This window comes from Bowmanella denitrificans, assembly GCF_039522935.1.
Taxonomy (GTDB): domain Bacteria; phylum Pseudomonadota; class Gammaproteobacteria; order Enterobacterales; family Alteromonadaceae; genus Bowmanella; species Bowmanella denitrificans.
Genome location: NZ_BAAAEI010000013.1, coordinates 39,421 through 53,284, shown reverse-complemented (window position 1 = coordinate 53,284; position 13,864 = coordinate 39,421). Strand labels below are relative to the sequence as shown.

Genomic DNA, 13,864 nt, shown 5'->3' with positions numbered 1-13,864 from the left:
TAAGCTGCTGGACGAAGGTCGTGCAGGTGAGAACATTGGTGCGCTGCTGCGTGGTACTAAGCGTGATGAAGTTGAGCGTGGTCAGGTACTGTGTAAGCCTGGTTCAATCAAGCCACACACCAAGTTCGAAGCAGAAGTATATGTACTGAGCAAAGACGAAGGTGGCCGTCACACGCCATTCTTCAAAGGCTACCGTCCTCAGTTCTACTTCCGTACCACTGACGTAACTGGTTCTGTCCAGTTGCCAGAAGGTGTTGAAATGGTTATGCCAGGCGACAACCTGAAGTTTGTTGTTGAGCTGATTTGCCCAATCGCCATGGACGAAGGTCTGCGTTTCGCCATCCGTGAAGGTGGTCGTACTGTAGGTGCTGGCGTAGTATCTAAAATCGTTGAGTAATTCTGATTGCTTAAATGATTGAAAAGGCTCCTTCGGGAGCCTTTTTTTTGTGATGGCTAAAAGCGCTAATAGATAAAATAAGCTTTTATGCCGGTTCAAACTTTCGCTGCTGTTGCTCTGCCTTATATTGATGCTCGTGCTGATACCGAAAGTATGTGAATATCAATAACAGCATAGAGCAGAACGACCTGATAAAACAAATGAAAATTGAGCTTTGGTTCCCAACCGCCATCTATCACCATGATCCTGAATTGCAGGAAATTGCTGCGATTCGGGATGAATTGCAGGCCGTGGTTGATAAGGAATACACAGAAATTCTGAGCAGAAGTGACAGCCTGGAAAGATCGTATATTCAATCCAGGCAACCGGAACATCGTCAGGTTATCCAAAAGTATCAGTTACAGCAGTTCCATGATTATCTGGTGAAACATGCTGGCGCATTTCTGAGTAAACTCTATCCGCAGGCGCAGGGGGTAGAAGTGCGCGAGAGCTGGTTTAACTTCTATGCTCCTGGTGATAGCCAGGAAGTGCACAATCATGTGCATGCTATTCATCCCTCTTTCCTTAGCGGCGTGTTTTATTTGTCCGCCCCGCCAGGTTGCGGAGATATCAAGTTCTATCATCCCAATATGCAGACCGCTGTCCCCAACCCTCAGGGCAGTATTGAAAATTATGAAACCAGCTACGCACCGATAGAAAATCGGCTGATGCTGTTCAGGTCGCATGTATCTCATGCTGTGATGCCTAATCGCAGCCAGGCGACCCGCATTTCCGTCAGTTTCAATATCTATGTGAGGTGATCGCCACTATAGCTTCATAATTGCCTGCTAAGCTGTAGCGGGTTGCGTTTTGGAGCCGCTAATGAAGTTAAATTCCATAAAGTATCGCTTGCTGCTGATTATTCTGGTTTGTGTGCTGGGTATGCTGTTGCTGATGATAAGCCAGTTCCATTCAACGCAAAGACTGATTGAACTGAACCAACAACGCCTGCAATTGGTGCAACTCAATAATGAGTTATTGCAAATGCGCCGACATGAGAAGGACTTCTTGTTGCGTTTTGACATGCGCTATGCGGAGCAACTTAATGAACGGGCGGCCAGTCTGGCTGCGCAGCTTGCTGCGCTATCAGAGCAGATGAATTCGCTGACGTTGCCCGTACAACAAGTGCAGGGCATGTTGGACGCTCTGTTTGTCTATCAAAGGCGTTTTGACAAATTGGTAGAACTGCAATCACGTATTGGCTTTGATGAGCAACAAGGTGAGCAGGGACGCTTTCGCCAGGCCATTCATGCACTGGAAACACAATTGAGTGATCAGGCACAGTGGCAGATATTGCTATTGCAAATGCGGCGCAGCGAAAAAGACTTTATGTTACGTAAGCGCATGGAGTATGCCCAGCGGCAGCAGGCTGTTTATGAACAGCTTGAATCTGCCGTCAGCCAAAGCGCCGCGCGTGACACTTTAGTGCCTCTTTTACAACGCTATCAGCAAGGCTTTTTACAATTGGTGGAGTCTAACCGGCAAATTGGTTTAAACCATGAACTAGGTTTAAAAGGGCAGTTTCGTGCTCAGGCTCATTTGCTGGAACAACGACTAACACGTCTGGAATTGGCTTTGCAGCCCATACTGGCAGAGCAGCAACGCGAGGTTGAACGAAACGGCATGCTAATTATGAGCATGACATTGTTCGCTTTACTACTGTTATTAATACAGAGTTTTGTTACCTTTCAGCGGGCTTTCTCGGCATTCATTCAGTTTTTTTATCGATGTAAGCGGGAATATCAACGCCTGGATGAGAGAAAGCTGGGATTTGCTGAATTTCGATCCCTGGCGGCAGTTGCCAATGAGATGGTGGAATCTCGCCTGGAGATGGAGAGAGAGCTTAAAGAAATCAAACAGGAGCTAGCGCGCTTGCGAGAGCAGCAGCATGTCTCAGCGCATTAGTTGAACATCCGCTCGCTGCCCCCAGAGTTGGCTAATGATGGCTGCCGTGTGTGCTGTCAGACTGCTGGAGTAGAAGTGGGTTTGTCCTGAACTACCGCTCACATTCAGCAAGTTGTTGTCATGCAAACGACGCTGCAATTGTCTGGCAACTGCTGGCGCCGGATTAATAATATTCAGCCGACCATTGCTGAGGTCTGTAAGTAATGGGATCAAGAAAGGGTAATGTGTGCAACCCAGCACCAGGGTATCAACTCCCTGGCACAGCATGTCCTGAATAACTGGGCTGGCCAGTGCACGTACTTGCGGACCGTTAAGGTCGCCTCGCTCAATGCACTCAACAAAACCCGGACAGGGAACAGCGAAGACTTTGCATTGGCCAGCCCAAGCCTGTAAAAGCGATTGGAATCTATTACTTTCCAATGTCGCCTGGGTGGCCAGCAGACCTATTTTGCCGCTGCTGCTGGCTAAAGCCGCTGGCTTAATAGCTGGCTCAATACCAATGACCGGGAAGGGACTGGTGGCTCTCAAGGTGTCAATACAGATGGCAGTGGCGGAATTGCAGGCCACCACCATGGCCTTACAGGATTGATGATAAAGAAAATCCCGAATGACAATACAGCGCTTGAGAATGTCCTGTGTGGATCGCCGTCCATAAGGAGCATGGGCGGAATCAGCTACATAAATCAGGTGCTCGGCGGGCAAATGATGCCTGATTTCCTGCAATACCGACAGGCCTCCCAGGCCGGAGTCGAAAACGCCGATGGGGAGATGATTAAGGTCCGGAGCTGGATCTTCGGGCATAGGGTTGAAAGCAAACAAACAAACACAAATGTTATATCCTTCAGGGCTTCAATGCTATCCCTGCCATTGGTCTGTAAATTCACGACATTAATAGATTTACCCTTGGATTTTATTCGAATTGCCACAGAGTAAAGCGGTGGCTAAGCAAAGAGGAAAACAATGCAATTCACCAGATTAGGCAGCAGCAACCTTCAGGTATCCAGAGTGTGTCTGGGAACCATGACCTGGGGGAAACAGAATAATCAGGCTGATGCTGATGAGCAGTTAGACTATGCCGTGGCACAGGGCATCAACTTTATTGATACTGCTGAGATGTATGCGGTACCGCCGACAGCAGAAACCTATGGCAGCACAGAACGTATATTGGGTAACTGGCTGAAGCGACATTCGGCAAAGCGCCAGGAGCTGGTGATTGCCACCAAAATAGCAGGTAACGGCCTGTCTTATATTCGCGGCGGTGGCGATATCAGCGGACGAGCCATTATAGAAGCTGTGGATGCGTCATTGTTAAGACTGCAGACAGACTACATCGACCTATATCAGCTACACTGGCCAAATCGTACGACCCCGCATTTTGGCAAACAATGGCCTGGAAAACTGAAATTTTCAGAAGTGAATGCTGAACAACATAGTGACCAAATGCTGGACATTCTGCAGGCACTGGCGAGCTGTATCCAAGCCGGAAAAATTCGTCACTGTGGTTTGTCAGACGATACCACCTGGGGCATAAGCGAATATCTGCGTCTTAGCGAAAAACATGACTTACCGCGCATGGTCTCCATCCAGAATGAATTCAATTTATTGCACACTAAGGACTGGCCTTACCTGATTGAACACTGCGTGCACGCAGACGTGGCATATCTGCCCTGGTCACCATTGGGTGGGGGTATGTTAAGTGGTAAGTATCTCAAGGGACAGCGCCCACCAGGAAGTCGCTGGACCTTGATGCAGCGAAACGGCTTATTCAGGGACACTGAGCAGTCCAGAGCTGCGATTGCAGAATATGTAGAGCTGGCAGCCTCTTTTGCCATCACCCCAAGTCAGTTGGCGCTGGCCTGGTGTCATCAGGTGGATGGTGTGACATCGACCATCATTGGCGCTACCAGCCTGGCGCAATTACAGGAAGATATCCAGGCGTTTTCGATTCCCCTCAGTGATGAACAAATGGCGGCTATTGATAAAGTACAGAAGCGCTATCCCATGCCTTTTTAACGTCCCTCTAAACAAAAATGCCGTTCACTATGAACGGCATTGGTCTTGTATCTGTAACTGTTACCCGCCGCTTGTGCTCAGCGTATCTGGAGATACGGCCGCTGTAGGGCCCTGGATTAAGTTTTCCAACTGAGTGATACGCAAACCCAGATCCTGAATATGCTGCTGACTGTCACGCAGTTTACCTTTTAGCTCATCCAGTTGACTGTTGAATTTAGGCTGTGCCGAGCTCAGCTTCATCAGACTGGTATGCAAGGTATCATGACTGTTTTGCAGTTTACTGAATTGTTCCTCAATGGCTGCCAATCTGGTGGTACCCAGAGAAATGTCCGACTCCAACAAGCGGGTCTTTTCAAGCGTGCCTTGCTGCTGCTTTTCCAACGCGCTCAGGCTGGTGGACAAGTCTTTGATTTCCGATTGGTTTTTACGCCAGGCTGAGGCCCAGAGTTTATCCATTTGCTGCCAGAGTTCGTCGGTTTTTTCAGTCACGGCTTTCAGCTTGGCCTGCAACGCCACAGTCGATTCGCCCATTTCCTCGCCCGTCGCCGAAAGTTTGCCTTCCAGGTCTTCAATGCGGGCACTGGCACTTTGCAAATGCTGTTTCTCAAGCTGAAGTTGCTGATACAGCCAGCCATTGCCTGCCAATGCTGCTAATGCCAGCAGCAGTACGAAAAATACCAGGCCACGCCCTGCAGCGCTTTTGCCCGCCGGTGCAGCAACCTCCACCGTATTGGCTTTTTCATCTTTGGGCTGCTTGCTGCGTTTATGCAGGTAAGCCTCTCTGTCTTCCTGTTCCAGCTGGATGCTGGGCATATCATCTGTTTTGGACATGGCTCCCCTCTAAGGCAAATCTAGGCACGAATGCCTTATCATACCAATTTTGCTTAAATAGGTAATTGCTTCCCTGCACTTAGCTATTATCCCCGTTTAAAAAGGGCTCCATTACCGCCAGTTTACATCTGGCTCCGGGTAATATTGTATTTGCAGGCGGTCAAGATGCCCCTGCAAGGCTGAAAGGCGTTTGGTAAAAGCCGTATAATTGCGCTGTTGTTTTGGTGTCCAGGTCACTTCAGCAATGGCGGTCAGGCGTGGCCACATACGGTTATCGGCCGTGGCACTGTCCCTGACCAGTTCTGACCACATCGGACCTTCCACCCCGACGGCCTGAGGATAATCCTCCGGGGTCAGACTGTATACTCTCGCCAGAGGAATGCCCTGCTTGGCACACCAGGTATAAGTATTGGGCTGACCGTCGTAATTGCCGTGATCCAGATAGGTATAACTACAAGGCGACAGAACCAGATGAATGCCTTTATCCAGGGCGGGTTGGATGTTGTATTGATCGTTCCACAGTTGCAATAGAGAGGACGCGCGTATATCCCCAACAGAAGCTTCTTCCCAGGCCAATAGTTCCCGGTCCAGAGAGGCAACGATACGGTCTACTTCGGTGATAAAGCCGGCAAAACTGGCCTTTTCTTCGTTTAATACTTCGTCCCCGCCAATATGCAGATATTTAGTCGGAAAGATGGCAGCCACTTCTGTCAGCACATCCCGCACAAACTGGTATGTCAGGTCGGGTTTTTCGCTGGTACATAAGGCGCTGAAGCCCACGCATGTGCCTTCATAAAGCGCCAAACGGGCTGCACCGGTCACATCTGTGCACTGATTCTGTGCCGGGCTGTTAACCACATAGTCGCAGGCCAGTTCGTTGTAAGATGCAATAGCTGCCTGAGTGTGACCGGGAAGATCGATTTCCGGGATAATTTCAACCTGTCTGCGCGCGGCATAATCCACCAGTTCCCGCATTTGTTCCTGTGTGTAGTAACCACCCGGGCCACCGCCCGCCTGCGTTGACCCTCCAACTGTAGCGAGCTTCGGCCAGCTCTTAATCTCCAATCGCCAGCCCTGATCATCGGTAAGATGCAGGTGCAGTTTATTCAGTTTGAAGGCGGCCATGCGATCCACATGCTGTTTCAGGTAGTCCAGGCTAAAGAAATTGCGCGCTACATCCAGCATGCTGCCACGCCAGGCATACTGTGGCTGGTCACTAATAAAAACCTGAGGAAGTGTGTAGCTTGCCTGTGGCACGGCCGGCAGTAACTGGCGCAGGCTCTGTACTCCATAAAAAAGCCCGGTATCTGTGGCCGCTTTAATGGTTACATTTTCTTCAATTGCCAATTGATAGCCTTCTTCACCCAGACTGAGGTTGGGATCAATCACCAGCCGGATGATAGCGTTGTCATTTGGGCTTTGACTTACCCCTAGTTGAGCCAGCAGCTCACCGAGGGCAGCTAGGCTGTCCGGAGCATCAGGCGAGGCACTGACAGAGACGGTGCTGGGCAGAGTGAGTTGACCGGAACCGGGCTTTACCATGGCAGGGTTGGGAACCAATTGTACTTGTTTACCCTGGCTGCCGGTGGAGTGAGAGCCGGTATCCTGTTGTTTTATCTGCTCTGGCTGACAAGCCAGCAGCAGAAAAGCGGCAAAAAAAGTGATAGTGGTTTTTAACATAGGGCTCATCTGCCTCCGGTTCTTTGTATAAGGTCTTGAAATTATTACCCTTCACTACACAAATTACAGCAGCAGACAAACCAGTCAAGGCCAACGGTCGCTTAGCCTGACAGAACCAACGACAACCGGTGGTGTTTAATTGTGATTGCTGGGTCGGTCACTGACTCGCTGGTAAGCACGCAGACCGAAAGCCGGCAGCATGGCCAGGAAGTGATCGAAAATATCCGATTGAATTCCCTCATAACTCACCCAGTTCTTATCTGCGCTAAAACAGTAGACTTCCAGCGGCAGGCCCAGCTCAGTAGGGGCAAGTTGGCGCACCATCAGGGTCATATCCTGATTAAGTTTGGGATGATGTTGCAAATACCTGACCATGTAAGCGCGAAAGGTGCCTATATTGGTTAAACGTCTGGCATTCAGCAGGTCTTGTTCGGTGATACTGTTGTCCTGATTGTACTTGGCCAGCTCGCGCTTTTTCTCGCTGATATAATCTTTGATAAAACGAATTTTTTCCCAGTTATCCAGCATCTCCTGATCACAGAATTTAATGCTTTGTATATCAATATTGATGGCGCGCTTAATTCTGCGCCCACCAGACTCCTGCATGCCACGCCAGTTTTTTACTGAATCGCCAATCAGGGCATAAGTGGGGACAGTGGAGATGGTGTTGTCCCAGTTGCGAACTTTAACCGTGGTCAGCCCCAACTCCAGTACCGTGCCGTCGGCGCCGTACTTAGGCAATTCAATCCAGTCGCCGTTGTTCACCATACGGTTGGCAACAATCTGCACACCAGCCACAAAGCCTAATATGGTATCGCGAAAGACCAACAGCAGAATGGCTGCGGCGGCACCCAGGCCGGAAATAATTAATACCGGTGACTTTTCCAGCAGGTTGGACACGATCAGAATCACAGCGATTAACGCCAGTACCAGCTTGCCCACCTGGATAAAACCGGTAATGGGTACCCGTTGAGACAGTCTGGATGCTTCATAGATATCTTCAATGGTATTCAGAATGGCGCTCAGCAGCATCACCGCTGTCAGCAGGATATAAATGAATGCCAATTTCTGCAGCAGCACCAACAGCATCGGGGTATGGGCAAACAGCAACGGACTGAGCAAATAGAGCAGTACGCCCGGCACCAGATGCGCACCGCGCTTAAAGAAGTTATGCCGCTGCAGCTCATCATCCCAGGTGGCCTTGGTTGCCAGGATAAAACGGGTCAGCTTGCCGCTGAACAAGCGCCGGGTCACCTTGAACGCCAACCAGCAAAGCCCCAGCAGAATCAGCAGAGAGAACAAGGTAAACAAGGGGGAGGCAGAACTGAGATCCAGCCCCCACTCACTAATGCTGTCCAGGATAAGCTGGCTGATTTGCGTTGGTTTTTCTGTCACTTAATTAGCATCCATTAGTTTTTGTATAAGACGGTCCTTGCTTTGCCAAAGACCATTTAGCCAAAGCTGAAAGTTCTCGCGGAATTGCTGATCCGCCTGGTAGTCGCCAAGCAATGCAGACTGCAAGGGAATGGCCCTGGCGCGCAATACCACTTTTGTCAGACGGCCGCTGAGCATATCCATCATGACATGTCGCCGGTTCTGGGGGTAGAGCAGGGTCACATCAATAATATGACTGAATAATTCCCCCATGCTGGCCAGGGTAAAGGCCACGCCGCCAGCCTTAGGGGTGAGTAAATGGTGGTAGGGGCTGTTTTTAGCTCGCTGCTTTTGCTCTGTAAAGCGGGTGCCTTCCACAAAGTTGATCACCGTGGTGGGGATAGTACGGAACTTTTCACAGGAGCGTCGTGTTGCTTCCAAATCTTTGCCTTTTAGATGTGGGTGCCGGCTTAAAAAGTCAGCACTGTAACGTCGCATAAAGGGCATATCCAGCGCCCAGGCACCAAGGCCAATAAAAGGCATCCAAATCAGTTCCTGCTTAATAAAAAACTTGGAGGCAGGAATACGCCCGCAGGAAAAGTGCATCAGCAAAATAATATCCAGCCAACTGATATGATTGGCCATCACCAGATACCAGCTGTGCTTTTGTAATTCACCTTCGATCTGGTAATCCCATTCTACATTGTTGAACAGGTTGATCAGGCCCACCGCACAAAGGGCGAAGCCACTCAAGGCACTATTCAGCATCCTGTTGAGGCTAAAGGTCAACCAACTGAAGGGGCTGATAAGCTTAAGCAGGCCGAGTAAAATGATCAGGGAACCCCACCACCCCAGGTTCAGAATCTGCAGCACAGCATGGATTGGTAAAATCACAAAACCAGGCAGGCGGCTCAGCATTGGCGCTCCATAACAAGTTGCTTGATGGTATCGTCTTTAAGTTGCCAACGGCTGTTCAGCCATTGCTGAAATTGCTGACGTTGTTCAGGGTTGTCAAAATAGCTGGCTGACATCAGATTATCCAGCGACATAATACTCACCCTGACTTGAATCTGTTTGACCTTACCGCAAACAAAGTCCCAGAAACTGGGCACACCTTGTGGATAGTGAATAGTCACATCCAATAACTGATGCAGCTTGTCGCCCATCGCGTTCAGCACAAAAGCAATGCCACCGGCTCTTGGCGTAAGCAAGTGCTGAAATGGACTTTGCTGGGCTTGCTGTTTATTTCTTGTCAGCCGGGTACCTTCAACAAAGTTCATGATGCTCACAGGCTTGTGGCGAAACTTTTCGCAGGCGCGTTTGGTGGTTTCCAAATCTTTGCCTTTTAAATGCGGGTGCTTTTCCAAAAAGGCTTTCTTGTACCTTTGCATAAACGGAAAGTCTAACGCCCACCACGCCAGTCCCAGCACGGGAACCCAAATCAGCTCTTTTTTGAGGAAAAATTTGAGAAAAGGGATGCGCCCACTGAAAATGCGTTGCAATACCAGAATGTCTACCCAGGACTGGTGGTTGGCAATCACCAGATACCATTCCCTGCGCTTGAGGTTGTCCAGTCCCTGAACATCCCAATCAACCTTACTGCACAGATTCTGGTTCAGGCTGTTGACTCTGACCCAGGCCGATGCACAACCGTCCAGAATGCGACTGACCAGGCGCTGCCAACTGGCCAAGGGTATAAGTTTCAGCACAGAAAACAGCATGATGGGAATAAACCACACCAAGGTGTTGACGGTATAACCAATTATCGACAACAAACCTATGAAAATTCGCCACATTTGATATTGCCTTTGACCGAATAAGCAACGTATTTTATGCGCACCCTCGTTATATCTCAAAGTTAATCCGGACAGACCTATGAGTCACAGTATCGAGCAACCCAATTCTTTCACCTGGCAGCGTGCGGTTATCAAGGTTGGCAGTGCACTGATCGCACCGGATGGACAGGGTTGTCGTACCGAGCATTTACTGGCGCTGGCACAGTTTATTAATGCCAGTCGCCGTCAGGGCAAAGAAGTGGTTCTGGTGTCATCCGGTGCGGTGGCCGCTGGCCGCAATGCTATGCCAATTGATGGAAAGCCGACCCTGGCGCAAAAGCAGGCGATGGCGGCGGTGGGGCAAACCCGAATGATGGCTAACTGGGCACGCTTGTTTGACTTTCCTACCGCGCAGATTCTTCTGACTCATGGCGATATTCGCGATCGCGACAGATATCTGAATATCAAAAGCACATTACGCGAGCTACTGGCCCATCAGATAATACCCATTGTTAATGAGAATGACTCGGTGGCCACCGAGGAGTTGAAGTTTGGCGATAATGATAACTTAGGTGCACTGGTAGCACTGGTGGCAGAAGCCGACACCCTGATGATCTGTACTGATGTGGATGGGCTTTACGATGCTGACCCACGTAAAAATCCTGGTGCCCAACTGCTTACATCGGTGAGTGACGTTAGCCGGGATATTATGGCACTGGCCGGTGGCAGTGGTTCCACTGTCGGAACCGGCGGTATGCTGACTAAACTCCAGGCAGCTAAAAAAGCCAGTGCCAATGGTATTCAGACTCTGATTGTTAATGGCCATAAGACCAGCTCTTATGCCGCCTTAGGTCAGGGGCAAGTGCCAGGCACCTTATTTCACCCTGCATTGTCGCGCAGTAAGGCCAAGAAACAATGGCTACGCCACAGCCTCAAAGCGAAAGGCAAATTGCAGATAGATTCAGGCGCGAGGCAAGCCCTGGTGACCCGGGGCGCCTCGTTGTTGCCGGTAGGGATCCTGTCGGTGGAAGGTCATTTTGCAGCAGGTGATGCCCTGGAAATTTGGCATGATTCGGAATTGCTTGCTATCGGCCTGAGCCTGTTTGACGCTGATGATTTAACTAGCATCAAAGGTGCCCAGAGCCAGCAGGTGGAAGCCTTGCTGGGGTATGCCAGCCACGATGTGGCAATACATAGGGACGATCTGGTGCTACTTTGATTACAGCAAGGAATACAGTTTGTAGCCGCTTAAACAAAACAGAAACACCACCACGGCGCCAGCCAAAATGTTAGTACCAGGCCCGTTGGTGTGTTCGCCCAATAAACTGCTGCGGTTCATCAACCATAGCAGGTACAGGGCAATTATTGGTAACAGCAGGCCATTGGTGGCCTGAGCAAACAGAATCAATGCCAATGGGCTAAGCGACAGGCTGGCACCCAATACACCACATAATAAAATCGTCAGCCACACCAGGCGAAAGGGTTTTGAATCCAATGCGGTTGACCAACCCAACATGCCGCACACCGCAAAAGCACCCGCCAGAGGCGCGGTAATGGCGCTGGTCAAGCCTGCTGCAAACAGACCGGTGGCAAAAAAGTACTGGGCTGCCGGCCCCAGAAGCGGCTCCAGTTGGTTTGCCATACTGGCGGCATTGAGTGGGCCTTTGGCCATTTCCTGACCAAAAAAAGCGGCGCTGGCCGTTGCTACAATGGCCAGCGTGACCAGTCCACCCAGACCAATTGACAGGCCACTGTCCAGCTTCATGGCCGGTAACGCCTGTTGCCAGTCTGGTGTGCTGCGCTTGGCCATCAGACTGGCATGTAAAAACAGGTTATAAGGCACAATCGTCGTGCCAACCAGTGCCAGCAATGTGGTCAATGAACCGTCGGGAATCCTTGGCTGCAATAACCCACTAAACATTGCGACAGGATCGGGTTTGGACAACAGCATGGTAGTAATAAAGACCAGGCTCATAATTGCCACTAACAGAATCAACGCTCTTTCCAGCACAACATACTTGCCGCTGTATAGCAGCAATCCCGCCAACAGGGCCAGCAACACCGCCCAAGTCTTTAACGGGCCAGCAAACATCGCGTTCATGCCCAGGGCGGCGCCAGTCAGGTTACCGGCCTCATAGGCAGCACTACCGACACCAATGGCGCTGATCACCAGAACGGTGCTGATTACTCGCGCGGGTCTGAACGGAAGCTGCTCGCGCAGGGATTCGGCCAGACCTTTACCTGTCGCCAGCCCCAGCTTGGCGGCCATGTTTTGCAAAATCAGGGTGGCAAATATGGCAAACAATAACACCCATAACAGACTGAAGCCGTAATTCGCCCCGGCTAAACTGGCCGTGGTAATAGTACCCGGGCCGATAAAGGCTGCGGTGACCAGTAATCCTGCACCAAATCGCATGCAGTCAACCTTGTGATAGAAAAAGACAGAAAGTCAGGATAACAGGGTAAGCAGGGAAGGAAAGTCTGCCGGACAATAACGTCCGGCAGAATCAAAACTTAAAACAACGAATCACCCATCCGCAGGGGTTTCTTTTTCAGTGACACCTCAGTACTCAGTGCGTCATCCGTGTTGCGGAAGTACTTGGTGTTCTTGCCCTTGTCCTGGGCCAGAGAATACAACAACAAAAATATAACAACTGCAAAAAGTAACGTGAGCACTAGCATATACAAATCCTTTCAATACTGTATGCTGTTTCATCAACAGCGGCACTAAGCCTACCTGCGCAGTATTTAACGAGTGTGAAAGTATAGTGAAATTTTCACTAAAGGGGCCGGAGATTTTACGCTTGGATGGTTAAATTTCAACCGGAAAAATCAATTAATTTCCACCCCAGCCGGGCTTGACTTGGTGTTGATCCTGTCCAGCGTTTAAAGGCCCGACGGAAATTAGGAATATCATTAAACGCCATCTCTGCCGCAATCGCTTCATTATTCAGGCCTTTCACATGCAGCAGAAACAAGGCTTGTTGACGATTAACCTCATCCTGTAGCTGACTGAAACTGACGCCATGTTGTTTCAGGCGACGCTTTAACGTTGCTGGACTGATATTGAATATCTCTGCCAGCTCGCTAAGGGCCATGTTCCGATGTTGTTGCAGTTGTCGTTTGACGGCTTCCAAAAAGCCCATGTTTATCTTGCTGCGCTGTGCCCGTAGCTGGCGTAATGCATGCCATTTAAGGGTCTGACTGAACTGGATGCAGGGTTGGCGCAGATATTTCTGCTCAAAACTAATGCAAAGCAGGGGCTGGTTGAATCTCAATCTGATACCCAGATTTTCCTCATATTCCTGAATATGCCTGGGACGGGGGAAGGGAAAGTCAAAATGAAAAGGCACGCGTTGGGCAAACAGCTGACGACTGGCAGCAACCAGCGCCGTGCAATAGGCTTCCAGTACAAACTGAAACTCACCAGCGCAGCCAAATGCGTCATCCAGCAACCAATAACAGCGCTGGTTGTAAATGTGCAGTTGCCCATAAATAAAAGGACAAAGCTGCATTTTAACCAACCCCAGTAACCTGAGGCTGTCACCCAGATCGCGGCAATGCATGAGCAGGTTGGCAGAAGCGGTGTGAGCACCAGGGAATAAGCGCCGTCCCAATAAAAATGCGGCGTCTTTGCCCGGCATCAATTGCCTGGCGTTAGCCATCAGTCGTAATAACTGTGATGCACTGAGCCGGTGTTTTCCGCTGCGGATATCTTCATAGAAAATCCCTGTACCGCGCAGCAGGCGGTTTCGGTCAACGCCCCGGGCGCAGGCCAAATCAATCAGACTGGCGGCCAACTGATGAGCCGGGAGCTGCTTGTCGTCCAATGCGGCAAAGTTGCTCACCT

Annotated in this window: 13 protein-coding genes; 5 read left to right on the top strand and 8 right to left on the bottom strand. The window is 50.1% G+C overall.

Annotation, left to right across the window (positions count from 1 at the left end; all coding sequences use genetic code 11):
- From ABD028_RS12535 to ABD028_RS12525, 3 genes are all read left to right on the top strand, one after another.
- A partial coding sequence (locus tag ABD028_RS12535) for an EF-Tu C-terminal domain-related protein (protein ID WP_486303259.1) occupies window positions 1-397 on the top strand: 397 nt, incomplete at its 5' end.
- Window positions 398-552: 155 nt separating this feature from the next.
- Window positions 553-1,197 carry a TIGR02466 family protein gene (locus ABD028_RS12530; protein WP_343845260.1) on the top strand — a complete coding sequence of 215 codons (645 nt, stop codon included), beginning with the start codon at window positions 553-555 and terminating at the stop codon, window positions 1,195-1,197.
- A gap of 61 nt (window positions 1,198-1,258) precedes the next feature.
- Complete coding sequence (locus tag ABD028_RS12525; protein ID WP_343845259.1) at window positions 1,259-2,341, top strand: hypothetical protein; 1,083 nt, start codon at window positions 1,259-1,261, stop codon at window positions 2,339-2,341.
- Here the strand turns inward: ABD028_RS12525 and murI are convergent.
- Entirely contained in the window at window positions 2,330-3,142 is an 813-nt protein-coding gene (gene murI / locus ABD028_RS12520; RefSeq protein ID WP_343845257.1) for a glutamate racemase, read from the bottom strand. The two genes, ABD028_RS12525 and murI, sit on opposite strands and share 12 nt — an antisense overlap.
- Window positions 3,143-3,301: 159 nt before the next feature.
- On the opposite strand from murI, the gene ABD028_RS12515 reads away from it, so the two are divergent.
- Window positions 3,302-4,354 (top strand): aldo/keto reductase, encoded by a 1,053-nt coding sequence (locus tag ABD028_RS12515; RefSeq protein ID WP_343845256.1) that lies wholly within the window; start codon window positions 3,302-3,304, stop codon window positions 4,352-4,354.
- Between the two features lie 60 nt (window positions 4,355-4,414).
- Here ABD028_RS12515 and ABD028_RS12510 read toward each other — a convergent pair whose 3' ends face one another.
- From ABD028_RS12510 to ABD028_RS12490, 5 genes are all read right to left on the bottom strand, one after another.
- Entirely contained in the window at window positions 4,415-5,185 is a 771-nt protein-coding gene (locus tag ABD028_RS12510; protein ID WP_343845254.1) for a hypothetical protein, read from the bottom strand.
- Between the two features lie 111 nt (window positions 5,186-5,296).
- Window positions 5,297-6,874 (bottom strand): beta-N-acetylhexosaminidase, encoded by a 1,578-nt coding sequence (locus ABD028_RS12505; RefSeq protein WP_343845253.1) that lies wholly within the window; start codon window positions 6,872-6,874, stop codon window positions 5,297-5,299.
- Between the two features lie 126 nt (window positions 6,875-7,000).
- Window positions 7,001-8,260: a mechanosensitive ion channel family protein gene (locus ABD028_RS12500; RefSeq protein WP_425542103.1), complete on the bottom strand. Its 1,260-nt coding sequence runs from the start codon at window positions 8,258-8,260 to the stop codon at window positions 7,001-7,003.
- On the bottom strand, window positions 8,261-9,157 hold the full coding sequence (locus tag ABD028_RS12495) for a 1-acylglycerol-3-phosphate O-acyltransferase, YihG family (protein WP_343845252.1): 897 nt from the start codon (window positions 9,155-9,157) through the stop codon (window positions 8,261-8,263). It lies immediately after the preceding gene.
- A complete protein-coding gene (locus tag ABD028_RS12490) occupies window positions 9,151-10,035 on the bottom strand; it encodes a 1-acylglycerol-3-phosphate O-acyltransferase, YihG family (RefSeq protein ID WP_102798771.1) in 885 nt (294 codons plus the stop codon). Before ABD028_RS12490 ends, ABD028_RS12495 begins: the two co-directional genes overlap by 7 nt.
- Window positions 10,036-10,114: 79 nt before the next feature.
- Here ABD028_RS12490 and proB point away from each other — a divergent pair, with 79 nt between their 5' ends.
- Complete coding sequence (gene proB / locus ABD028_RS12485; protein WP_343845249.1) at window positions 10,115-11,233, top strand: glutamate 5-kinase; 1,119 nt, start codon at window positions 10,115-10,117, stop codon at window positions 11,231-11,233.
- On the opposite strand, the gene ABD028_RS12480 is transcribed toward proB, so the two are convergent.
- Together ABD028_RS12480 and ABD028_RS12475 are read right to left on the bottom strand one after the other, a co-directional pair.
- Complete coding sequence (locus ABD028_RS12480) at window positions 11,234-12,430, bottom strand: Nramp family divalent metal transporter (RefSeq protein WP_343845248.1); 1,197 nt, start codon at window positions 12,428-12,430, stop codon at window positions 11,234-11,236.
- Between the two features lie 403 nt (window positions 12,431-12,833).
- Window positions 12,834-13,862 (bottom strand): AraC family transcriptional regulator, encoded by a 1,029-nt coding sequence (locus tag ABD028_RS12475; RefSeq protein ID WP_343845247.1) that lies wholly within the window; start codon window positions 13,860-13,862, stop codon window positions 12,834-12,836.
- Window positions 13,863-13,864 lie beyond the last annotated feature (2 nt).